This is a genomic window from Dryocola sp. LX212 (assembly GCA_041504365.1).
Taxonomy (GTDB): Bacteria; Pseudomonadota; Gammaproteobacteria; order Enterobacterales; family Enterobacteriaceae; genus Dryocola.
This window is the reverse complement of sequence record CP167917.1, coordinates 941,348-965,175: the sequence shown is the minus strand read 5'-3', so window position 1 is coordinate 965,175 and position 23,828 is coordinate 941,348. Positions and strand designations below refer to the sequence as shown.

The window sequence follows — 23,828 nt, the reverse complement described above, 5'->3', positions numbered from 1 at the left end:
CTTACCCGTGTTTTTAAATATATTAATTAAAAAATGAACGCCAGATATTAGTCTTATATTAAACCAATACTCACTTAAAGAACCTCAAATAATTATCAGGCCATTTAACAACAATCATTTATGAGACAATTAAACAGTGATCCTTAACACATTCAAACATGAAAACAATGAAAATTTAATTTTAAACAAGCTTTGCTTTGCATAACTTCATACGAGTTGATAATTGTTAGTTCAGCAGGAAAAAGGGTAAATAAACCAATGGGCATAAATGAGACCATTATACAGCTCAATATCAAATGATTAATGCATTGTTAGTAAGGAACCTACATTGAAAAAGTTTTCATTTGCTATTCAAATAATGTTTACATTGTTTATATTTATCTCAATGAATATAATTTTATCGTACATTTACGCTGCTACTATATCTACTCCAACACTGCTATTGCATAAATGGAGTCAAGGTGCAGCAGGACCAGAGTTTCTAGGACTTCTCATTACCTGGGTGTTGTCTTATACTTTCACTCCCAGCGTGATTCATTTCATTGGCGATATCTTACGGCGTATAGCTGGACATATCAATAAACATTCAAATATCACGCCCACGCTTTTTCCGTGATCAGATATGAATTAATTAGCACTCATTTGTTATGACACCTGCAAGAAACCCACATATTAAAAGGAAGAGATAAATGGTAAATTTCAATAAAAACAAATTTTACATGCTGCTCATTAGCTCAATCATGATTTCACAAAATAGTTATGCAAATGGATCTGACGACTTTAGTGGTCACCATGTTTATGTTAATAGTAATGACGCAGCTAACAAGGTCATTCATTATGCGCAAAAGAAAGATGGGGAATTAGTTGAAATTAGCCGATTACCGACTAATGGGAAAGGTACTGCTGGTTATAAGAAACTTACCGATCAAGTTTCAGCCCCGGATGCGCTCGCCAGTTCAGGTGCGCTCACCCTCAGCAAGGATCATAAGCTTCTATTTGTAGTGAACACCGCAGATAACAGTGTCTCTAGTTTTAGCATCCAGAAAGATGGCCAGCTAAAATTCATCGATGTTGAAGCAACCGGGGAATCCGGCAATGCAAATACATTATCATATAACGATAAACTGAATATTCTTTATGTGGGGCATTCCTTTGGACCCGACCATATAAAAGCATTTAAAGTCAGCAATGGACGTTTGAAGTTGTTGAAAGTGACACAGACGGTGAATACACCGGAGGCACACGACCGTGTTTTAAGCCAGATACAGGTGGACCCTACTAATAAGTTCCTTTTAGCGAATGTCGTTTTTGAAAAACGTCCGCAAAAGGTCAACGGAAAGCTTCAGGCATTTCCTTCTAATACCGACATAAAGGATGGCCTTGCCGTATACCCAATTCAACATGATGGTAATTTGGGAAAGCCGCGCTTCTTTGACGCCGGAGGCCCAGCACCTTTTGGGCTCCGGTTTATGTCCGAAAGGAAAGGAGACTTTGTTAATACTCTCGATTCTTCACCTGGCCTTGCGGTATTTAACCATATCGATGAAAACGGTAATGTACAAATCCTTTCTTCAGCACAATCACCGGCTGGCGAAGCTGATGAAAATGGCAAAGTTGGCACCTGCTGGGTCAGCTACTCTGTCGATGGCAAAGTCGCGTATGTTTCTGCCTTTGATATTGGTGAAGTGATTAGCTTCCGCATTAATGGCAATAACATCACCACCGGTAAAGGTAAACAGGGACTGTTAGAGAAAACAGATCTCTCAAACGACATGCATGCTATCGCGTCGGGTTCACCAATTGGAAACTGGTCATCACCTAATGGCTACTTTTACCAACTTTACCCGTCGGCGGCTAAATTGATAGGGTACAAAATGTCTGGTGATGAACTGATCAGGGTTGGTGACAATGCTATCCCATTAAACAGCACACAAGGTATTGATGGTTTTTAATCAATTACTCACTAACGAATGGAGTTCGCCATGTTAAAAATTATGTTATCTGTTCTGATGATTTTTAGTTTCTACACAGATGCTTATGCGCAAAAAAACATTTCGCAAAGGGATTATAACGATGTGACATTTAAAGTAACTCGTTTGGGAAGCAACAGTACTGATTATCTTAAATTACCAAAAGAATGGGCAAAAGATTATGGCTCAGATTCAACCAAATTAAAATACATTGATAGTAAATTAGCAGAACTGGTTAGATTAAGAGTTTCACAGATTGATAAATGTAATTACTGTGTAATTTTACATACTAAACAAACCATCAAACTAGCTATTCCAATGGCTAAAGTAGATAGTCTTTCTACATGGCGCCAAAGCGATCTATTTTCCAGCAAGGAGAAAGCAGCGTTAAATTATGCAGAAACACTTGCGGAATTAAATTACGACAATATCCAATTGGCTTTCGACAAATTAATCAGCACGGGGTTTAGCCAACCAGAAATAGAGGAGTTAACCAACACCACATTATTAATGAACATTTGGTCCAGAATATTTATGGCTCAAGGGAAAATTTCTACCCCTCCAGGCCAATAGAGACAATATTATCACCTGCAACAAATATTTTTTAAGAATGACTATCATCGCTTATTTATTTAAACTAACATTATTATATATCAAGGATGCTTTATGAAAAAAATGACGCTATGTGCAGTATTAGTTTCCCTTTCATTTAATGCTGCCGCTAAAGATATTACAGGTGGTGTATATGTTGCTACTAACAATGCTGCTGAAAACTCAGTGGTAGGTTATCAGCAATTTTCTGATGGAACATTATCAAAAATTGGTGAGTTCAAAACAGGAGGTAAAGGAACAGGAAATGTCGAACTTTTTGGCTTGCCGTATGATCCTGCATCCGGCCACACTTTTAAAGATGGTATTGATCCACTAGCGTCTTCCTACGGTTTGTGGCGTTCAGCAGATAATAAAAATGTTCTTGTCGTGAATGCGGGTGATGGCACAATTACTTCACTGCACGTCGAAGATGATCTCTCGCTTAAAATGGTTAATAAAATTACTGCGGGAGATATCAAACCGAATAGTATTGCATCGTTTAAGAACTATGTTTATGTTGCCAGTATGGGTAAGAAGGTTGACGATCCTTCCGAAGGGAACATCAAAGCTTATACCATTGATGATACTGGCCGTTTATCCGCAATGCCCAATTCGTTACGTAAGCTTTCAGGTCGCCCGGCAAGTATTGAAATTACTCCAGATGGTAAATATCTTGTCGCGGTAGAAATTACCACAGGGCTGATTCGCTCTTACGCGATTGGCCAAGATGGCGTATTGTCCGCCGATCCCGTTTCGATGATTTATTCACCACAAGCTGATAAAAATCGTTTCTTCGCATTGCCTATTGGCACCAAAATGACCAAGGCCGAAGGCGGCAATACCACACTGCTGGTTACCGAAACACGATTCATAGATAGTTCACATAATTTCTATAAGTCAACACCTGAACAGAAAAAGAAATACCCTTTCATTCATCTTTTCCAGGGGCAAACAGGTTCCGTCACATCTTATAATATCGATGATAAAGGGAAATTAACCATGGTATCCCCCGATGTACTCGCCGGTAGCGGTATTTGGGGTGGCCAGCAAGCTGTATGTTGGGTAACTGTTTCAAAAGACGGGAAATATGCCTGGACAACAAATCCGCTAACATCAAGTATCTCAACTTATAGCGTTAATAAGGATAGCAGTATCAAACTTGATAAAGAGCTAGCCTATCAGGAACCAGGTTATGGCGAATATTTCCTCGATATGGATATGAGCGCTGATAGCAAGTATGTGAATGTGATTAGTGGTAATACCGGGAAAACATTTGTCTTCAAAATTGATGAACATAATGGCGGCTTAACAAAAGTTGCGGCGTATCCTGGCAGCGATAAGATCCACTCTTATGGGATTGTGACGATTCCTTATCAACATTAAACAATTATCTCCCCCGCTGAATAACCACGAACACAGGACTGTATCGCTTTCAAAATTAGAGTAATGTGCTTCAGATAAATAAACGGGGTTCTGAGGATACAACAGGAAGCAAGGATAGGAAATCATGAATCTCATTAACACTTAACATCTGTTTTTGATCCATCCAGGAGAATAAATGGAAATTAAACGAATTGATTCCAGTCCACGTATGAGTCAAGCCTCATTAAATGGAAATTTAGTGGTGCTGTCAGGACAGATATCCGAAGGACATGGTGTAACCGAACAGGCCGAGAATTTATTCAGGCACATCGACGAACTTCTGCGAAAAGCAGGCACCAGTAAATCAAAGGTTATATATGCCAATATTTTTTTGACAGATATGAACAATTATGAGTTGTTCAACCAAGTATGGGATCAATGGATTGATTCCGAAAACGGGCAATCGCCCTCACGCTCAGCTATTCAGGTTGCTCGTCTGGCTAACCCCGAATGGCAGGTAGAAGTTCAGGTTTTTGCAGGAATTTAACCTGATAATCATATGACACAATAGGAATACATATTATGAATAATGTAACTTACCCAAAAGAGACTATTGCACTAAATGAGAATGAGATATCTACCGAATTGGCATCAATTTTTATGGCAGATATTATTGTCCCCGAAGGTGCAAAACCACTCCTTGAAAGAAGGATGCGCTGCCGAGTGCTTGAATGCCATCCAGGAAAAATCATCCCCCTGCACTCACATAAAAATCGCCCTGCATTGTTATATGTGCTTCAAGGTTCCGGCGAAGAGCATAGCAATAAACATCCTGGCACAGCTATCTGGAAAGAAGGTGATTGCTATGCAGAATACAACGACACAGAGCATTGGGTTAAGAATCGTTCCGATGTCATACCATTGCGTGTTCTGACATTCGATCTACTTGATGACGGCCCTGATTCTATAGATTGTGAAAACGGCTGCTAAGTATCAGGTCATTAGCTACGGACTCCATATTTAAGGTAGCGAATTTATATACCAGGATACAACCGCATATATTATATCGGGTTGTATCAGTAGTATATATAATATTTAACAAAGGGATTATTATGTGCGATCACAAATTGAATATTAATATGATTGTTCTCGCCACCTTGCTCGCTTGTTCGGGTAGCGCTTTTGCCAGCCATCATTTCGAGTCCGCTGCCGTGCTGCAGGATCCGACAATCAATCAGCTCGATAACTATGTCTTCCAGTCTACCCGACCAAATGCAACCGTCTTCATCATGGATATTAACCCCTCCCCAAAAAATGTGCCTGGTGGCGTTTTCAAACCAGGCGCAATGTATAACATCCATATTTCTGATGATGCACATTTTAAAACCGGGCACACTTTCTCTCTAATTTTTGATGATAAGGGAAACTACACGGTCCATGAAATTGCAGCTCCTAACGCGCCAATAGGCACAAAGGGCAAGGAAATCGGTAACGGTGAAAAGGATAAAAGCACCAAACTGAGTAACGGTATTCTGGTCTGGGCTGGGGTGGCAAAAGACCCGTTCTTCGGCAACTCTCCGGGCCTACATATCCTGCGTGATCAGCTGGCTAAGGGGAGTTATGATCCAAATATCTGGACGTCCGTCAAAGGTAAAAATATCTTCACCGGCCGCAATTGCGGGGCCATCGTCCTTGATATTCCTAACAAAATGCTGGGTAAAAAAATTCAGGTCTTCATGACCACAGCAGTCGATAAAGATGCCAGCTGGAAACAGGTGCAATACTCGGCAATACCACTGTTCTCTCACTCCATGATTTTTGAGAATGAATACCTTAAGGCCGAGCATAACCAAAGCCGTCCTGATAATTCGCAGGACATGAAGAATTTTGTTTCGGCTCGTACCGCCCGCGCCAGTACCTTCGCACATTCTCAGAAGGAGCCGCAGGTTTACGGCGACAAAGTTGCCAATATGCTTGTGCCTGACGTTATCACCTACAAAGTAGGGACTCCCGCTAAGTTTTCAGCGGCATCAATCAACGGCCGGAGCCTGAGTGATGACGCAATGAGTGCTATGCTAACGTTACTGATTGGTCAGCCAACCGATCAACACATCATTAATCAGAAGTTATATACGAAAAACTTCCCGTATTTGATCCCAGGCGAGCTGAAATAAGCTCCGAAATACCATCAGCCATGTTCAGCTATATATCATGCATGGCTGATAACTTTTAAGCCCTGACAAAGGATTGAGGTATGACAGGATCGGCATTCAGGATACCTAAAGCAGTTATTAAACGTTTTCAGCAAATTTTGGGACTGCTGGCCCTGTGCAGCAGCAATGCTTTCGCTCATGACTTTTGGATCTTGCCCCACGACGCACTTACAGCCAAAGGCAATCAGGTTGTTTTTGAATTACGCATAGGGCCAGGTGTCCCGGGTAAACAAACCCCTCGCCTTCCAGGTCTTATTGAAACATTTAATTCCTGGGATGCGTTAGGGCAGCGGAAAGTCGCTGGCCATGATGGCGCGCTGGTGATTGGACATCTTAAAACTCGAGTTTCAGGGGCGACTATTGCTTCGCTCACCACTAATGGGGCAAAAATCACGCTACCCGCAGATGAATTTGAGGATTACTTAAAGGAAGAGGGATTAGGTAAAATTATCACTGCTCGTAAAGATAACGGTGCTTCAGACCAGCCTGGAAGTGAACTTTTTTACCGCTGTGCTAAAGCGCTTATTTTTGTCGATAATAAAAGTGAAGGGTACAACAAAGTTATCGGACTCGAGCATGAACTCGTACCCGTCACCGAACCGCTGTACTACAAGCCGGGTACCCCTTACGTCGTTAAATTATTATCGTCTTCCCAACCATTAGCCAATCTGCAAGTTAAAGCAGAATTAAACACTACACCGCCGATTATCCTGCGAGCCACTACCGACGAGCAAGGTCTTGCCAGCTTTATTTTGCCGCAAAAGGGTGAATGGTTATTTAGTTCTGTCGATATGGATACTTCGCCGCTTGAAGACGCTGACTGGAAGAGTATTTGGGCATCGATAACTCTCCCGGTGGCAGAAGGAGATGCGGCATGAATAAGTCACCTGTCAATATTTCCCTACTGCTTGCATCTTTATTAATGATGAACAGCGCCTATGCACATAGCAGCGGCGAATCAACGGGTTGGTTACATCCCCTGTCCGGGATGGACCATCTCTTAGCAATGATATCTGTCGGCGCCTGGAGCAGCCAGATTGGAGGCAAAGCAATCTGGATTGTACCTTCCGCTTTTGTCTTCTTCATGTTTACCGGCGGGTTAATCGGCTTCGAGCACATCGAAATATCTGGTACAGAAGTGGGCGTCTCCCTTTCTGTGCTACTGCTCGGTTTGGCTATCAGTGTGAAAAAGATCCTGCCAGTGTATCTGGCTGCAATGGCGACCGCATTTTTTGGTATTTTCCATGGCTACGCTCATGGTTACGAAATGCCGTTAATGCAGAATAAATTGGCCTACACTGCTGGATTCCTGGCGACCACCGCAACATTGCATCTCATGGGTGCTGTATGTGCACACTATCTTTTGAAAACGCATGGTGGTGATATACTATTGCGTATTCTTGGGTCTATAAGTGCCATCTGTGGCCTGTATATGTTGACGACCATTATTTAATTAAAACTGGAAATCTAAATACATCTTATTATTTACCCTACCGCTTGAAAAATTTAACCAGTGAAGTTAGCGCCAGGTGTTGCGTTGCCGCATAAGGACTATACAAATCGACCCACATATCTAATCGTCCTTGATGGTAAGCTCAACATTGCTACCAATAACCACAAGCAGGCGCTTGAGAAATCACCACCTGTCGACTTGGTAAATAATAAAGACGCGTCTATAAATATTGACTCGTCCACACATTCTGCTACGTATTTGATCATGGAAATTTGGGATCCGGCAGATGTTAATGCTCTATAGTATTGTTACCCATCACATTAAATAGACCAAGGATTAAAAATGAGCCAGTTAAAAGGTAGTTATAATAGTAAATGGCTAAGACAAAGCCCGTATTCAGTCAAAGAAACAGCTGACAGGTTGCTGGGTAAGCTTGCTGAATACCCTTCTGTAATGATCATTGCTCGTGTCGATCAGAAAAAAGTCGCTGAATTCAGAGATATTAAAATCAGAGAGGCTGAGTGCCTACTGTTTCAAAATTGTGCTTTGGTTGGCAAAATCATTTCAACAAATATTGAAGCAGGGTTTGATCTGCCAATAAAGGTGTTTATCTGGAAGGCAGACGATGGACAAGTCTGGATCCGCTGTACTGATATAGACCATATGAACAACGCTTACGACCTGAATGGCGCTGATGGTGCTGTTACAGAAATTTATCATTTATTGCCTGGATGGCTCGACTATACCGTCAGTTGGTGAGTACACATAACATAATAGCAAATCAAAAATAATGAGGGCATATCATGAATAAAGAATGCTAACGATCTGCTATACTGGTATTTGCCGGGTGACATTGTTGTCTTCAGTGACGGCTGTTGCTGAAGGTCAAAGCGGCAGTGCGAAAAAACTCTCCCCCATAATCCCGACATTATTCACATTATTGATGTGGGTAAGGTCGGAATTATGGGGTGTATGGCGGCAGTCCAGGTATGCTGACACCTAATCTTGACTGTATGGCCATGCCGTATTCATTAACGGGCTTTGCGCAATCTTTCTGTAAGCAGATATATTCCCGGTCGGCGTATCTAAAGATGGCCTCGAGGCATTCATCACCGGTTTCGCATCACCTGCAGTAGCAAACCTACATCCCTTAAAGTGACGACCAGGAATGGCACCTTAGAGGCTACCCGACCCTCTCATTCAAATACTGGCGGTCACCATCGTTTGAATGCGTAATTTTCATGAGAGGTTTACCGCTTTTTAACTCGCAAACCGGTGACAACTTGCCTCCAGCTCACTCCCCGCGTTAATGCTCAAGATTTAATCACTACAGTATCGCAATTCTGCCAGGAAGAAACTCTCCAGCTAATCGACAGCTGACGTACTAAACCCGGCAATCTGGATTTGATAGTCATTGGCCCGAATTATATCTAGCCTGAATACAAGCATTTCTTGTTACAGCCAAACCTCAACTGGAGAACATAGCTACCATTTTGAAGGAAATCTAAACCTGTCTTACTTTCATAAGCGTGCGGCTATTCGGCGCCGCGATTTATTACGCCCCCTACATTTTTCTCCAGCATTAGGACTAAGTAACTACCTCTAACGGGAACATACGGTACCGATTTTAGTTCGAAACGCCAACCACTATGGTGATGGACGAGGGAAATGCGCCTGGTTGCGGAATTCAGGCTCCCAGTATGAAATAACTAGTATCTGTAGCACTAATCATTTTTAATGGCATGAGGAACATATAAGACCATACAAAGATAACATCCTATAAATTAATTAACTTAATTTACCATGCTGAACCGATTCAACTAACCCAATGATATAAAACAGCTATAAAATTTAATTTTAAATTAAAAAGCATTGGCTTCAAATTTAGTATCCGCGTACAAAAAAGGAATGGGAAATAAAAAAGCAGTTAATAACAACTGTAGTCATATATAAGATGATGCAATAACATCCATTTATATTAATAGATAAGGCAACTTATATGACCCTTAATTGAATATCTAACAGGAGGCATTATGGAGAGTAATCAACAAAAACCCGCAATAGGGATAAACAATCTTGATATGTTTGTGTTGCGTTTAAGCCTGGTTGTCATTTTCTTTTTCTTTGGTTATGCCAAATGGTTTGACTACGAAGCACAAGGATTAGTCAACTTTATTGAAAACAGCCCATTCCTGTCATGGATGTATCAAGTGGTAGGTATCAGAGGAGGTAGTTTTATCCTGGGTGTTGCAGAATGGCTTTATGGTCTGCTGTTGTTGCTTGGATTTTGGTTCCGTTTGCCTGGTTTGCTTGGTGCAATGGGGTCAACAATTACTTTTATTATGACAACAACTTTGCTCTTTAGTACACCGGGGAAGTTTGTCGCTGAAGCTGGAGGGTTTCCAGCACTTAGCAGTACTTCTCAGTTTTTACTAAAGGATATTGTTTTACTCGCCGCATCTTTCGTTTTGCTTGAAGTGAGATAACGCGTAACCGACCATTGCTACAAAAAATATTTAAGCGTTGCAAAAAAAATAGAGATGCAACATAAAAATAGTTAATATTTTCCAGCACTTAAAGTGTTTAGAAAAAGGAAGAAGTCTATGAAAAAAATATTTTATGTCATTCCGTTACTAATGAGCATCAGTTTTACTTCTCTGGCTGCCACAGAAATCCATGACAGAGAAATACCTGACATGAAACAAGAAATTGGTCATGTTTCTGTGAGTGTAAAAAATGGTACCTATTCAGAAGCAATGGCGGCACTAAGTAAAGCGGCAGATAGGGAATCGGCCACCCACTATCGGGTTACATCGATGGGTCGTGTGGGCATGGGTTCAGATATAAGTGCAACCGCAATTATTTATCGATAACAAAAAATCATAGACCACAAAAAATTTAAGGGTTTGAATATCATACTCTACAGTTCGCAATCCGATAATATTCTATAAGGATAGACCATGGATCATATTGAAAAAATATTCGCAGGAAAAAAGCCATTATCACAGGCTCATCAAGTGGTATTGGATATGCTATTGCAGATGCGCTTGCAGCGAAAGGCTGTGACATTATTTTGCACGGCATCGAAAGTGCTCAAAGCATGAAGGATACGTGTGATGAATTTGCCATAAAACACAAAGTTACGGTCGTCTACTTATGTGCAGACTTATCTGATGCAAACGAAGCGCAAGTTTTTATTGCTAAAGTTAAGAAAGAGTTTGGAGAAATTGATATTCTGGTGAATAACGCAGGTATCCAGCATGTTTCACCTGTTGAAGATTTCCCTGATGAAATGTGGGAAAAAATCATCAACCTCAACTTATCCTCTGCGTTTTATCTGATTAAAGCTGTCATAGCCGATATGAAGGCAAGAGGGTTCGGTCGAATTATCAATATTGCCTCTGCACATGGCCTTGTAGCCTCCCCTTTTAAGTCGGCCTATGTTACTGCGAAGCATGGCATTATCGGGTTGACAAAACATCGCTCTTGAAGTTGCAAAAGAGAATATTACCGTAAATGCGATCTGCCCAGGATATGTTCTGACACCTTTAGTCGAGCGTCAGATTCCGGAAACGGCAAAAGTAAAAAACATGACAGAAAAAGAAGTGATTGAAAAAGTCCTGCTTGCTGCCCAACCAACCCAAAAATTTGTTACCACGGAGCAAATTTCTGCAATGGTCAGTTTTCTGTGTACGGAAGAAGCCGCATCAACAACGGGTGCAGCCCTCACAATCGATGGTGGCTGGACTGCACAATAGCAGTTGGAGAGACCAGTGAAAAAGAAAAAAGTATTAATCTAGCCCTCCAGGGTGGAGGGGCCCACGGCGCTTTTACCTGGGGCGTTATTGATTATATTCTTGAGGAAGGCTCGCTTTCTCTATGTTCAATTAGCGGTACTTCCGCAGGCGCTATCAATGCTGTCATCACTGCTGATGGATTAAGCTCAGGGAATGCTGAATTGGCCCGTGAAAAACTGTCCGGATTTTGGCATGCGCTATCAAAATATGGATTAATTCATCGTTCATTTTTTGACATCTGGATGGGAAACTGGAATATCGACAATAGTCCTGCTTATCTTTATATGGACTATATGTCGCGATTCTTTACCCCGGGAACAATGAACCCACTCAATATTAATCCATTACGGGAAATCTTGAGTACCACAATAGATTTTGAAAATTTGCATAAGCAACCGGGTCCGAAAATTTTTGTTGGTACCACTCAGGTTGAGACGGGTAAAGCAAGAGTCTTCCATCGCCATGAACTTTCGCTTGATGTCATTATGGCTTCAGCGTGCCTTCCAAGGCTATATGATTCTGTTGAAATAGAAGGCAAACTATATTGGGATGGTGGTTATTCAGGTAACCCTCCTCTATACCCAATAATAAAAAATGGTGAATGTGAAGATATTGTCATTGTGCAAATCAGCCCAATAGTCAGACAAGATAAGCCCAAAACTAATATTGAGATAAACAACCGCATTGATGAGATAACCTTCAATCAAAGTTTGTTGAAAGAGTTACGTGCTATCGAATTCATCCAACGATTGTTAAAAGATAATATTATCGATAACAAAAAATATCGTTCTATGAAAATTCATATTATCGAATCTCAAGAGCACATGAATCCATTAGGGGCATCCTCTAAAATGAATACAGAACTTTCATTTTTATTACATCTAAAAGAAATTGGCCGTAATGCTGCGGCACGTTGGATTGATGAAAATTACGATATGATCGGCGTTTCAGATAGCGTCAACTTAAAGAAAATAATTTCACACTAATAATATTTTAATAAGGAAACTAACAATATGACATTCATACATCAAAAATCAGTTCCTATGGAATCAGTTGGTGAAACCGAAAGCGTTCTTGGGACGATCGCGCTTCATGATGTGAATATTGCGCCAGGTGGAAGAAATCTTATTGATAAAAGCCTTCGCTTGAACAAAGTCGAAGTTGAGCCTGGCGGCATTGTTTCTTTTCATTCGCATCTTCATCGCCCGGCAATTATGTATATCGCTGAAGGCAGTATTGTTGAATATAACTCAAATCATGAGATGCCAATCTTCCATTCCGTTGGTTCAGTGAGTATTGAGTTCAATGATGTTGCGCATTGGTGGAAAAATGAAACTGACAAAAATGTCGTGATTTACTCTGCGATGCTCGTCGACGCTTAACTGACTGATGGGGTGCATAACCCCAGTATTTATAACCGAGGGATAATATGAAAACCGTTTTAATAACAGGAGCCAAAGGTGGTATAGGCTCAGCAATGACAAATAGTTTCATTTCATCAGGCTATAAAGTTTTGGCAGTGCATCCCCCTGGAGTGAAGTGGAAGCAAAAAGCTGGCACAGGAAAAATTCTTATTCTCCGCAGCAGGTACAACTAGTCTCGCTTGATGTTACTGACACCGAACAATGTCAATCTGTAATCGGTGAACTTCTTGACGTTCATACAAAAATAGATGTCCTTATTAATAATGCCGGTTGTACAGATGATGTCTGTTTCAAAAAAATGACACGGAAACAATGGGATTCGGTGATCGACACGAACCTCGGCAGTCTTTATAACGTAACCAAGCCACTATTTTCATCTATGTGCAACCATAAATATGGCCGGATAATTAATATCAGTTCAATTAATGCCTTAAAAGGTCAGTTTTGTCAGGTTAATTATGCCGCGGCAAAAGCGGGAATGCTTGGCTTTACAAAAGCATTAGCATATGAAGGTGCAAGATATCAGGTTACTGTAAATGCCATTGCTCCGGGATATACCCAGACCCCGATGCTGGAAAAAATTCCCAATAACGTCCTCGAAAGTATCCAGGATGGTATCCCACTTAAAAGGATGGGTACACCTGATGAGATTGCTGCCGCTGCTGTTTTTCTCGCTAGTACATCAGCTGGCTATATCACAGGCGAAACAATCTCAATCAATGGAGGTCTTTATATGAAGTAAAAAATTTAATTTCAAAAATATAAGTATTTTAATTTCATAATAACGAGGTATTTATGTACGATAAATTTTACAAACCAGTTCTTGAAAAAATGACCATTGCTTTCGAACCGATCGGTAACTTAAAAGATAATTGTGTAGACAATACTTGCAAGGCCATCAAACTTAATAAAGATATGGCTGAAACCTACAGTAACGTCTTTATCTCACAGCTTGAGGGAGCCAATAACATCAAGGAGTTAAACTCATTCATTAAATATAATGAGCAGACCATGGCTAATATGGCTATGTTGTCCAACAAAAATATTGAAAATCTCATTGCAATGAAAGAAATGATGAGTGTATTCAAAAACGACATGGTGCCACCTCAAAAAGAAGCGTACGTGCCAACGTCGAAAAAGGCCTCGTAAGTCATTAGCCGTTCTGAATTCAGAACGGCTATATTTTTTGAATTTCTATTTATTATAATTAATATTTCATATAAAATTTAATGGGGTTATAATGATTAACTTTATGCAACAATTTATCGACAATTGTTCTAATAATACTTTTGGTAGTTTCGCAGAAAAACAGACTGACCATAACGGACAGCAGCATTTCTTGTATCGTCAACTTTCAAGTGCTATACAAACACAATCATTATCATTGCTTAAATATTATGGTTTGACCAATGATGTCACAGACAATAATAATATTGACAACTTCCTTTCTCGGCTAGAATATTTTAATGACGATCTAAAAAATAGTGCTAACTTTCTTAACATACAACTCACGCCCAATAATTCATTTACAGTTGGTCAGAATATTGCTACTACATGCGGTAGTGTTGTTTTTAAAAATGATCTATTTGAACTCATTCAGTATAAATCTAACAGCGAAAAATCACATTCAACCCCTTTACTATTCGTACCATCCGTAATTAATAAATATTACATTCTTGATTTAAATGATCAAAAATCGATGGTCAAGTGGTTAGTTGAGAAAAATTATACTGTTTTCATGATATCCTGGCGTAACCCTGGGCCTGATACAGACAATCATGGTATCTCAGACTATATTCTGAAGGGTGTAACTGTAGCATTATCTGTTATCACTAATATTACTAAAAAAATCAGTCCACGCTGTAGGCTATTGTCTTGGCGGGACCCTGCTGGCACTGACCGTAGCCTATTATAACAAAAAAGGGCTACCATCTAAGATTAAAACAACCTCATTTTTTGCGACCCTTCTGGACTTTACCAGTCCTGGCGATCTGGCTTATTTCATCAACAACCCTATGTGCCAGCTACTGTTGTCTGCTGATAGTATTAATAAACATATTGATGGAAGAGATCTGAATGTAGTGTTCAATTTGTTACGCGAAAACACATTGTACTGGAATTACTATATCAGTAAATATTTTTCAGGTACCCCCCACGATTTCTGATTTCCTGTTCTGGAGCGGTGATGGTATGAATCTTAATACAAAATTCTGCCATGGCATTAGTAATGAATTTTACAAAGCGAATAATTTTTCTGGTTCAGAGGGAATTCAAATTGGAGGGGTTACCGTTAATATAGAATCTATAACTTCACCTTCTTATTTTGTTGGTACACAAAGCGATCACATAACCCCTGGGAAGCATGTTTCATGGGGGCAAGTAAATTACCCAAAGACTGCCAGTACACCTTGGGTAAATCCGGGCACGTTGCAGGCATCATTAACCCTCCTCAACAAAATAAATATGGTTACTGGACTAGTCCCTTAACTTCATCCGACCATAATAAATGGCTGGAGAATGCTGTTTTTCAACCTGGGTCCTGGTGGGAGCATTGGTATAGTTGGCTAGTTGAGCAGGAAAATGTCAACAAACTCGTCCCATCTCCTGAATTAGGAAATACACGTTACCCACCAATCTACGATGCGCCAGGCCAGTACGTGCTTGAAAAGTGCTGATATATCGAATTTAGTCAAATCAAGGAGTGATAACAATGATTGATCTTTTTAAAAGCATTACTTTTGGTCTGCTTTTGCTGTTACCCATAGCCAATCCAATCTTTACAATGATTCTTTATCTAGGGCTGTCAAAGGGTATTTCAGCGAAAGAACATGCTTCTATAGCAAAGAAAACAGCCCTTAACACTTTCATTATTATGATCATTGTTTTTTATATCGGTGGTCTTATTATAAATATTATAGGGGTGTCTATTCCTGGTTTACGTATTTCTGGTGGTTTAATTATCTTATTGCTAGGCTTTCGTATGCTATTACCCCCAACCGAAAGCAAAAAAGATATAACATCTGTCGATTCAGACGATCGTGATATCTCGTTAATACCTCTTGCCATGCCAGGAACGGTCGGGCCAGGAACCATGGCTGTGATCATCAGCTATGCATCAACGTTAAAAAATGGAATGATGTTCTCTACGTTATCCGTCAATATTACGCCTTTACTCGTCTTCCTTATTTTTGCATTACTAGTTTGGGGGGCGATACGAAGCTCCAGTACAATTATAAAATGTCTGGGAAATCATGGCCTCAAAGCCCTCTCACAAATCCTTGGCTTCGTGCTCATCAGTATGGGAGTACAGTTTATAATTAACGGCATTCATCAAGTGCTCGTTATGTGGATGGCCGTAAGTGCTCATACAACTTGATGTACAAATTAGCTAACATTATTCCATGATGTAGCAAACATATTGAGGATAGCTCAAACTGCATTACGTCGTTTTTACGTGTTAAAACTTCGTGGGTGGGATCCTGCCACTACCTTTATAGAAGGAGCATAAGGTCAGTAATACCTCCGCGTGGTATCGGATATTATTCACGCTTGGTGTGGTGAGCTATAATATCTGCCAGCGGTGCCATGGACTGTAAATCCCACAGTTTAAATATGCGCCATCTGGTATGCAATTTTTGGTAAGCTTCAATCAGATGATATTAACATTACTTGGACGAAAACTAGCGTTATTACGAGTTGTGATGCGCTGGTGTTGATTGATATAACAGATTTGTATTAAGCGGATGTCTGTTCCACCACTATTCAGTAGTCATTCTATTAAACAACACATCCATTTTACTTTTACATATTGCTTCAGTCATTTTATTGCTGATATCAATTACTCCCCCTTCATCCAACTTTTAGTATTTCTTGATGGTATAACAATCATCACTTCCGCAACGTCGTTACTTTCTTATTTTCCACTCCATTCGAATACAATTCGGTCTTTTCCGAATAAAAAACTCAAAGCCACTAATGAATTTTTATGAATTTCACGTCAAAACTCGTCTCCTTTATGATGGTAACATGAGTAAACTATATTGGATAATAATTGCGGTAAGTTATTCAACCCAACAAGATATTTTCATCAACTGCTATACTCCCTGCCGTGATTATATCCTGTGAGATGCTCGGCACTAAGTACCGCGCGCGAAGTAAGCATTCACTTATATCTTTGGATTGATTATAGATGAGTATTAAATGCGTAGCTGTTAGTTTATTTTTAAATTATTTTCATGTGCAATGAAATTATAGAGTTAGTACTATCGCTTCGTTTTCATATAAAGAGCTGATGATTAAATAACTCATATGCTTATGGTGTCATCGCATTTAGACATAATCTCGCGTCGTAGAAGCCTCATGATGGCTGTTTAAGGGATTTTATTTTTTCTACACGGATACAAGCCCTGCATTAATATAATAATTTAATAACATCTAATTACTTGGGAGACACTCAGAATGAAGAGAAATATATTAGCCGTACTTGTATGCGGCCTAATGATGGCCAGTACTGGTGCATCAGCAGATACAAGTGATAACGGTATGAATAGCAACCCTGGCACTGATGCAGGTACTCAGGGAACAGGTGGGGTAGTTCACTTCACTGGTAAAATCACCGATGCTTCGTGTAACGTCACGACAGATACTACCGGGCAAAATGTAGATCTTGGTACCTGGGCTGCAAGCTACTTTACCACTCAGAAAGAAACTACCCGTACCCCATTCCATATTTCAGTCGAAGATTGCCCTGACTCTGTAAAGTCGATTGCCGTGCTCTTCGATGGAACGAAAGATACCACAGATAACACCCTTTTGGGGCTGAACTCTGCGACGGATGCTGACGGAAATACAGCAAAAGGTGTTGCTGTCAAACTGTACGAAAGCGATCGTAACACTCAAATTAAGATCGGCAACGTTTCTAATTCGGTTGATTTACTGACTGGAGAAGATTCCAAAACATTAGACTTTTTCGCAAACTATGATGCCGTTACCGATACCGTTACGACAGGTGAGGCAGACGCCGATGCTAATTTCTTGATGGTTTACAACTAAAACCTCAGAGATAAGCAGAGATGACGCTGCTTATCTCCATTTGATGTATTCAGGACATTCATGATGAGAAACACTACTGCTCTCGGGTTATTTTTTCCCTTACTGGTAAGTGCTTATGCACATGCCGGTGTTGTTATGGGAGGTACCCGTGTAATTTATCCGCAGGGAAAACGTGAAGTTGCTTTTTCAATTACCAACATGGATAAAAGTACTCCGTATCTAATTCAGTCATGGATCGAAAATTTCAATAGTAAGAGTACCCAGCCGGTTCCTTTCGTCGTGACCCCCCCGCTGTTTCGCTTAGACCCAGAGCAGAAGAATGTTCTGCGCATTAGCTACTTAGGCACGCCACTCGCCAGCGATCGAGAGTCAATATTTTTATTAAATGTTAAGAATATTTCCCCGTCACACAAAGAAAATAGTAACAAACTACAAATCAATGTCAGATCCAAATTCAAAATTTTCTTCCGTCCTGAAGGGCTCAAAGGCGATGCCAATTTAGCTTACAAGCAATTAACATTTACATGCAGTAGCGGCAATCAGCTCACGGTGCATAACCCAACGGCGTATTTCGTATCCTTTTATAGCGTCAAAATCGGAGCCTCTTCGATAAAAGAACCTGGAATGGTCTTCCCGTTCAGCGACGAACATTGGAACATCCCATGCGGTGGAAAGGTGAGCTGGCAGGCGATTAACGATTTTGGTGGACTTACCCGAACAGCAATACAGTCCTGATTTTAGTGATAGCTGATGATGAATCTATCGCCAGCCCCAAATGGCGATTTAACGCCCGGCAAAACATGATGAATTACGATCGACAGCTCAGAAACAGAAGCCACTCCCCCATGAGTTTTGTCTTCTTTTTTTGTACCTTGTCTATATTCTGCTTACCCCGATCGGTGTTCGCGGATGATTATTTTGATCCTGCGGCGCTTGAAATTACAGGGGATCAGCAAAAAGCCAGCGATCTCAGCTATTTTTCAGAACGAGGTGGCCAGAGTCCAGGAACCTATCGGGCGACTGTTTTTGTCAATCAGCAACAAGTTGAGATTCGAAAATTCGAATTTATCAGCAATAACGAGCAGCTGCTTCCTGTACTGAATGTGAAATACCTGCAGTCTTTGGGCGTGAATACTGCAGCGTTTGCTTCTTTTGATTCATTAAAGGAAGGCGATTCTTTTACCGATTTGGGGAAGTATATCCCAGACGCAACAAGCAAATTCGACTTTGCTACTCAACACCTCTATTTCAGCATCCCTCAGGCAGCAATGGTGCAAAAAAGCCAGGGATACGTTCCACCTGAAAAATGGGATGAAGGGATACCGGCTGCATTTGTCGATTACACGTTAAGTGGTTCAACAACCAGCATGGATAATCTTCATGACAATAATAGCTACCTTAACTTGCGCAGCGGAGTGAATATTGGTGCATGGCGCTTGCGTAACTATTCCTCGGTGGCATTTGATGATAAAACTCACTGGCAAACTCAAGGCACCTCACTTCAGCGAGATGTTAGATCATTGAAAAGCGAATTAACGCTCGGTGAGTCCTATACCTCTGGCGAGATCTTCGACAGTTTCCAGTTCACCGGCGTCAAGCTGGAGTCTGATGATAATATGCTGCCGGATAGCCAACGTGGTTTTGCTCCAACCATCCGTGGCGTTGCCCACAGTAATGCGCAAATAACCGTACGCCAGCACGGTTATGTTATTTATGAAACATATGTGGCACCCGGCGCCTTCGTTATTAACGATCTCTTTCCCACCGCACAAAGTGGCGATCTTGAAGTCACGATCCGCGAGAGTAATGGCTCAGAGCGTAAATTCACACAACCCTACTCTGCGGTATCTTTCATGCTGCGCCAGGGCCGTTTTAAATTTAGTACCAGCGTCGGTCAATATAAAGCCGCTGAAGAAGACGAAAGTGAACCTAATTTTGTTCAGGCGTCTGCATTCTATGGCCTTCCCTGGAGTCTGACTCTGTACGGCGGTGCGCAATTCTCAGATCAGTACCAGACTGTGGCTGTCGGAGTGGGACGAGATTTCGGCGAAATAGGTGCGTTGGGCGTTGATACCACCGTTGCGAAAACCGATCTTGGTAACGACGGTAATTACACCGGACAGGCCGTTCGCGCCCAATACCAGAAGGATTTCTCAACAACCGGCACTTCACTTAATATGTCGGAATATTATTACTCAACCCATCGCTTTTATACTTTTACTGAAGCCAATAGCTACCGTTCTCCTGACTCGCACATTAATAATCGTCGTAACCGCGTAGAAATGAGTCTGACTCAAGATTTTGGTGTATGGGGCAATATCAGTGGTTCATTTTATCGTCAGCAATATTGGGATACCGCATCCATCGATCAGACTGTACATTTGGGGTATTACAATAGCTACAGAGGAATCTCATGGAGCCTTGGTTACTATGTGACTCGCGCCTATGAAGACGATAGTGACAACGAACGCTCAGTTAACTTGACGCTGAGCATACCGCTGAATAAATGGCTGCCGGGCGGTTCGGTGAGCTACAGCCTGAACAACGATCTCGACAATCACACGACTCAGCAGGTTTCGCTGTACGGTACTGCGCTCGCAAATAATAAGCTCAGCTATAACGTTCAACAGGGCTTTGATAACCAGAATAATGGCGCGAACAGTAATGTATCTCTCGATTATCGCAGTGGATACGGTGACGTCACTCTGGGATACAGCCACGATCGTGACAGCGATCGCCTGAACTATGGCGCTTCAGGCGGCATTGTGGCGACGCAATATGGTGTTACGTTGAGTCAAACCCTGGGGGATACGATCGGCCTGGTACGCGCTGAAGGAACTTCTGGTGTTGAAGTGGAGGGCACGTCGAATGTCCATACTGATGGCCGGGGCTATGCCGTCATGCCAACGCTTTCTTCTTATCATAAAAATACGCTCTCGCTGGATACTGAAACGCTGGGCGATGATGTGGATTTGGAACAGAACAGCCAAGTTGTGGTGCCGACGAGCGGTGCCGTTGTGCTGGCAAATTACAAAACGCATGTTGGTGCCCGGGTGTTATTAACGCTCAATTATGATGGTCACCCGGTTCCCTTCGGTACACAGGCCTATGTGGTGGGTGACGAGGAGGCTAAATCGAGCGCAGGCATCGCGGGCGAAGGGGGACAGGTTTACCTTAGCGGTGTTCCGCTAACGGGAACAGTGCACGCTCAGTGGCTACAAAACAGCCAGACCATTCAATGTTCGACTCCACTGACATTACCGATTCCGACATCAGGCAACCCTGTGCGGATCCTTACGGCTGAATGCCACTAAACACAGGTGAATACGTGAAACGACTGTTGCGAATTTTTCCGATGCTGCTGTTACTGAGTGCCAGCTGCCTGATTATGTCAGGCACAGCAGCAGCAGGACAACTTTGCCCGCCAACCATGAATGATGCGGTGATCAATTTTCAAAATTATTCCATTACCGACTACCCCACGTTACCGCCTGGTTCCATGCTCTCTGGGGCCATTCTTGGGCAGGAAAATCGTTCATTTTACAACTGCCCTGAGGGAACCGGCCCGGTAACGATGCGCTTTGTAGCCAATAAAGGTCTGACCGTTGCAGGGGTCAGTGGCGTGACGCCTAACGGCGTCGGATCGCCTGCTGCGGTGTATAACGTTCCAGATATTCATGGGGTGGGATTTGCCGTCGGAGTAAGGGAAACCACCCACTGTGCTGGCGATCCGGTACATTACATTGCGTTCGGTGATGAAGATGTTCCGATATGTAGCACCAATGATCCCTCGCAAATGGCAACGCAATTTTTTGTCGTTTTCTATAAAACGGCGCAGGACATTGATTATGAGCAGCCAAATAGCGGCCAGATAAACGCGGGAACACTTATCCTCGAAGACAGCAACGGCAACGTGATTTCTGAAGCAGGTGTCACCGTGAATGTAGCCGCTACTGACCTGAAAGTGCACAAGGCCAGCTGCTTTGTGTCTGAGAATGATATTACCGTCGATATGGGGCAAACCAGCGTCAGCGAACTCAATCAAGGCTCCGATGGTGCAAAGCACACTTTTACGATCCCACTGACCTGTGAGGCGAATCAAACAAGTACCATAAAAATTGGTTTTTATGGTCCCAGTGAAAAAGATGCGGCTAATAATGATGTTCTGACACTGAGCCAGCAGGAAGGATCGGCCACCGGCGTCGGGATCCGAATCAACTATGGTGATAACTATGGTGCGGCGCAAGGAAATGTAGTTGCCCTAAACAGCACCAATGTTTCCGTTTTTCCTGACAGTGCAAATCAGACTCAACTGAGCCTGCACTACGATGCGCAATATGTCAAAACGGGTACACAGGCCACCGCCGGGCAAGCAGATAGCCTCGCAACGTTTAGTCTGATTTATAACTAGAACGGTGTTCTGAACATACCTTTTTGCGGATCGGACTCTCGCCCTGTTCTTTGAGTTCGGGTGTAAAACGTGGGGTGCCCATAAGCTCTTCCTGTGCTCAAACTATAGGGCAGGATCGTCTACCGGGGCAACATCAGTCCAGGATGCTGCTTTGTTAATCCCGTGGCGATTCAGTTACTGGCACTGGTTTTCCCGATATGAGATCGACATTATTTGCTGACAGCAGCTCAAGCATATGTATCAGCGAGTCCAGGTGCCGTGCTGCCGGCTCAACATTGACCTGGGGAGCATTTTTCTCCCCGGGGGCAGGAACCAATTGCCGTAATCGCTCTTCAGCCGGGACTGCGCTGGCAAATGTATTCGTAATACGCCAGACAATCGTCTTCAGCTCGCTGCCCGTCAGGTATTTGCCTTTTTGCCTGTCCAGCGCATCGAGCTGTGCCGACAAAGCCCGGAGCTGCATCATCCCGTTATGCCAGCCGTTCAGCTCGCTCGCGGGTAGCGTTCTGCCTGCCTGATAGTGCTCCCAGCGCTGTACCAGTATCCGTGTAGCCGGGTCATCCGGCCACAGCGCCTTCGCCTGCGCCACCAGTCCCTGACCGTAGCGAAGCCGCCAGCCCGGGGCAAGGGTTGTTATCCAGTTGACCTGATTCGTCATGCGCGCCAGCCACAGCCCGGAATGCGTCCTGTAATTCTCTGTCCCACGGAAGGCTTCAATCTGCATCGGGGTCATCGGCTCAGGTACCCAGGCAACCGAGGCCGCCATTGCCTGCGTGGCCTCATCCGGACGATGGAGAGCCTGCCAGCCAAATACGGTGGCAGCGCTAAGTACCAGGGCGGTTGCCATTCCTGCTACAAACGCAGGCCAGCGCTTCGGCGGTGTCGGGACGTCCTCTGTCACCTGAACCTCAACCTCAGGCTCCTTGTGAAGGACATACACCAGACGACTGGACGGTGTGATTGCCTCTTCCGGCATGGCGAATGCCGGAAGAGGCGCCATGTTGTCCGCTTTGGCCTCTTCCGACCGAGGACTGTTCTCCAGACGACTTAACGCACTGCGTATCAGCTGCTGCAGCGGATTCATCCGGCAGACATGCTCCAGCTCATGGCGCCTGAGAATGTCTTTAACCTCCTGAATACGCTGTTCAGCCAGCTCCAGAGCCGGAACATCTGCGGATGTCAGTGAAAACGTACGAAAGCACTTCTGTAGCCGCTGTAACAGGCCATTGAGTATCTCCGCCCGGACATGAGCCGGTTGTGGCCAGAACTGCGCCCACTGATGACCCAGCAGCGCTGTCAGAATGGCCAGCCCCTCGTTCATCCCGCTGACCCGCGCCAGCTGGGTGCGCGCATGGGTATACCAGGCGCAAGTCTGCAGCTCCACGCCGTTGATTTCAAACAGGCTGAGCGACAGCTTTTCCACCTGATGCCAGTCGACGTCCGGGCGTGCCGGATGCGTCAGCTTACTCATCTCATCGCGCAGTGCCAGAAACTCAGGCACTGAACGCGGATCGCCGCCGGTTCTCACCGGCCGGGATTGTTGGTCATACATGTT

23 protein-coding genes and 1 pseudogene are annotated in these 23,828 nt (G+C 42.9%); 23 read left to right on the top strand and 1 reads right to left on the bottom strand.

Going from position 1 to position 23,828, the window contains the following annotated elements; all coding sequences use genetic code 11:
• Positions 1-689: 689 nt before the first annotated feature.
• The 23 genes and pseudogenes from ACA108_04600 to ACA108_04490 all read left to right on the top strand — a co-directional run bounded on the left by ACA108_04600 (position 690) and on the right by ACA108_04490 (position 22,273).
• Entirely contained in the window at positions 690-1,952 is a 1,263-nt protein-coding gene (locus ACA108_04600) for a beta-propeller fold lactonase family protein (protein XEX96822.1), read from the top strand.
• A gap of 30 nt (positions 1,953-1,982) precedes the next feature.
• A complete protein-coding gene (locus ACA108_04595) occupies positions 1,983-2,543 on the top strand; it encodes a carboxymuconolactone decarboxylase family protein (GenBank protein ID XEX96821.1) in 561 nt (186 codons plus the stop codon).
• Positions 2,544-2,636: 93 nt separating this feature from the next.
• Entirely contained in the window at positions 2,637-3,944 is a 1,308-nt protein-coding gene (locus tag ACA108_04590; GenBank protein ID XEX96820.1) for a lactonase family protein, read from the top strand.
• A gap of 175 nt (positions 3,945-4,119) precedes the next feature.
• Positions 4,120-4,470, top strand: coding sequence for a RidA family protein (locus ACA108_04585; protein XEX96819.1), 351 nt, complete (start codon positions 4,120-4,122; stop codon positions 4,468-4,470).
• A 35-nt stretch (positions 4,471-4,505) separates the two neighbouring features.
• On the top strand, positions 4,506-4,913 hold the full coding sequence (locus ACA108_04580) for a cupin domain-containing protein (protein XEX96818.1): 408 nt from the start codon (positions 4,506-4,508) through the stop codon (positions 4,911-4,913).
• A 122-nt stretch (positions 4,914-5,035) separates the two neighbouring features.
• Positions 5,036-6,097: a DUF4331 family protein gene (locus ACA108_04575; protein ID XEX96817.1), complete on the top strand. Its 1,062-nt coding sequence runs from the start codon at positions 5,036-5,038 to the stop codon at positions 6,095-6,097.
• Positions 6,098-6,177: 80 nt separating this feature from the next.
• On the top strand, positions 6,178-7,014 hold the full coding sequence (locus tag ACA108_04570) for a DUF4198 domain-containing protein (protein XEX96816.1): 837 nt from the start codon (positions 6,178-6,180) through the stop codon (positions 7,012-7,014).
• Complete coding sequence (locus ACA108_04565; protein XEX96815.1) at positions 7,011-7,589, top strand: HupE/UreJ family protein; 579 nt, start codon at positions 7,011-7,013, stop codon at positions 7,587-7,589. The genes ACA108_04570 and ACA108_04565 overlap by 4 nt, the downstream gene beginning before the upstream one ends.
• Before the next feature lie 342 nt (positions 7,590-7,931).
• Positions 7,932-8,348, top strand: a complete 417-nt coding sequence (locus ACA108_04560; GenBank protein ID XEX96814.1) for a DUF302 domain-containing protein — start codon at positions 7,932-7,934, stop codon at positions 8,346-8,348.
• Positions 8,349-9,622: 1,274 nt separating this feature from the next.
• Positions 9,623-10,075, top strand: coding sequence for a YkgB family protein (locus ACA108_04555; GenBank protein ID XEX96813.1), 453 nt, complete (start codon positions 9,623-9,625; stop codon positions 10,073-10,075).
• A 117-nt stretch (positions 10,076-10,192) separates the two neighbouring features.
• Entirely contained in the window at positions 10,193-10,462 is a 270-nt protein-coding gene (locus tag ACA108_04550; protein XEX96812.1) for a DUF1471 domain-containing protein, read from the top strand.
• 107 nt (positions 10,463-10,569) lie between these two features.
• Positions 10,570-11,347: pseudogene (locus ACA108_04545) on the top strand (3-hydroxybutyrate dehydrogenase).
• Positions 11,278-12,372 (top strand): patatin-like phospholipase family protein, encoded by a 1,095-nt coding sequence (locus ACA108_04540; protein ID XEX96811.1) that lies wholly within the window; start codon positions 11,278-11,280, stop codon positions 12,370-12,372. Before ACA108_04545 ends, ACA108_04540 begins: the two are co-directional and overlap by 70 nt.
• 27 nt (positions 12,373-12,399) lie before the next feature.
• Complete coding sequence (locus tag ACA108_04535) at positions 12,400-12,768, top strand: hypothetical protein (protein ID XEX96810.1); 369 nt, start codon at positions 12,400-12,402, stop codon at positions 12,766-12,768.
• 157 nt (positions 12,769-12,925) lie between these two features.
• Positions 12,926-13,552 (top strand): 3-oxoacyl-ACP reductase, encoded by a 627-nt coding sequence (locus ACA108_04530; protein ID XEX96809.1) that lies wholly within the window; start codon positions 12,926-12,928, stop codon positions 13,550-13,552.
• 53 nt (positions 13,553-13,605) lie between these two features.
• Complete coding sequence (locus ACA108_04525) at positions 13,606-13,959, top strand: hypothetical protein (protein ID XEX96808.1); 354 nt, start codon at positions 13,606-13,608, stop codon at positions 13,957-13,959.
• Positions 13,960-14,050: 91 nt separating this feature from the next.
• The gene (locus tag ACA108_04520; protein ID XEX96807.1) at positions 14,051-14,725 is read left to right on the top strand and encodes a hypothetical protein; all 675 of its coding nucleotides are present in this window, start codon (positions 14,051-14,053) and stop codon (positions 14,723-14,725) included.
• A gap of 275 nt (positions 14,726-15,000) precedes the next feature.
• Entirely contained in the window at positions 15,001-15,297 is a 297-nt protein-coding gene (locus ACA108_04515; GenBank protein XEX96806.1) for a hypothetical protein, read from the top strand.
• A gap of 223 nt (positions 15,298-15,520) precedes the next feature.
• Positions 15,521-16,186 (top strand): MarC family NAAT transporter, encoded by a 666-nt coding sequence (locus tag ACA108_04510; GenBank protein ID XEX96805.1) that lies wholly within the window; start codon positions 15,521-15,523, stop codon positions 16,184-16,186.
• A 1,082-nt stretch (positions 16,187-17,268) separates the two neighbouring features.
• A complete protein-coding gene (locus ACA108_04505; GenBank protein XEX96804.1) occupies positions 17,269-17,862 on the top strand; it encodes a fimbrial protein in 594 nt (197 codons plus the stop codon).
• A gap of 60 nt (positions 17,863-17,922) precedes the next feature.
• Positions 17,923-18,597: a molecular chaperone gene (locus ACA108_04500; GenBank protein XEX96803.1), complete on the top strand. Its 675-nt coding sequence runs from the start codon at positions 17,923-17,925 to the stop codon at positions 18,595-18,597.
• A 110-nt stretch (positions 18,598-18,707) separates the two neighbouring features.
• Complete coding sequence (locus ACA108_04495; protein XEX96802.1) at positions 18,708-21,176, top strand: fimbria/pilus outer membrane usher protein; 2,469 nt, start codon at positions 18,708-18,710, stop codon at positions 21,174-21,176.
• A 14-nt stretch (positions 21,177-21,190) separates the two neighbouring features.
• On the top strand, positions 21,191-22,273 hold the full coding sequence (locus tag ACA108_04490) for a fimbrial protein (protein ID XEX96801.1): 1,083 nt from the start codon (positions 21,191-21,193) through the stop codon (positions 22,271-22,273).
• Positions 22,274-22,427: 154 nt separating this feature from the next.
• Here ACA108_04490 and ACA108_04485 read toward each other — a convergent pair whose 3' ends face one another.
• Entirely contained in the window at positions 22,428-23,825 is a 1,398-nt protein-coding gene (locus ACA108_04485; GenBank protein XEX96800.1) for a VasL domain-containing protein, read from the bottom strand.
• Positions 23,826-23,828 lie beyond the last annotated feature (3 nt).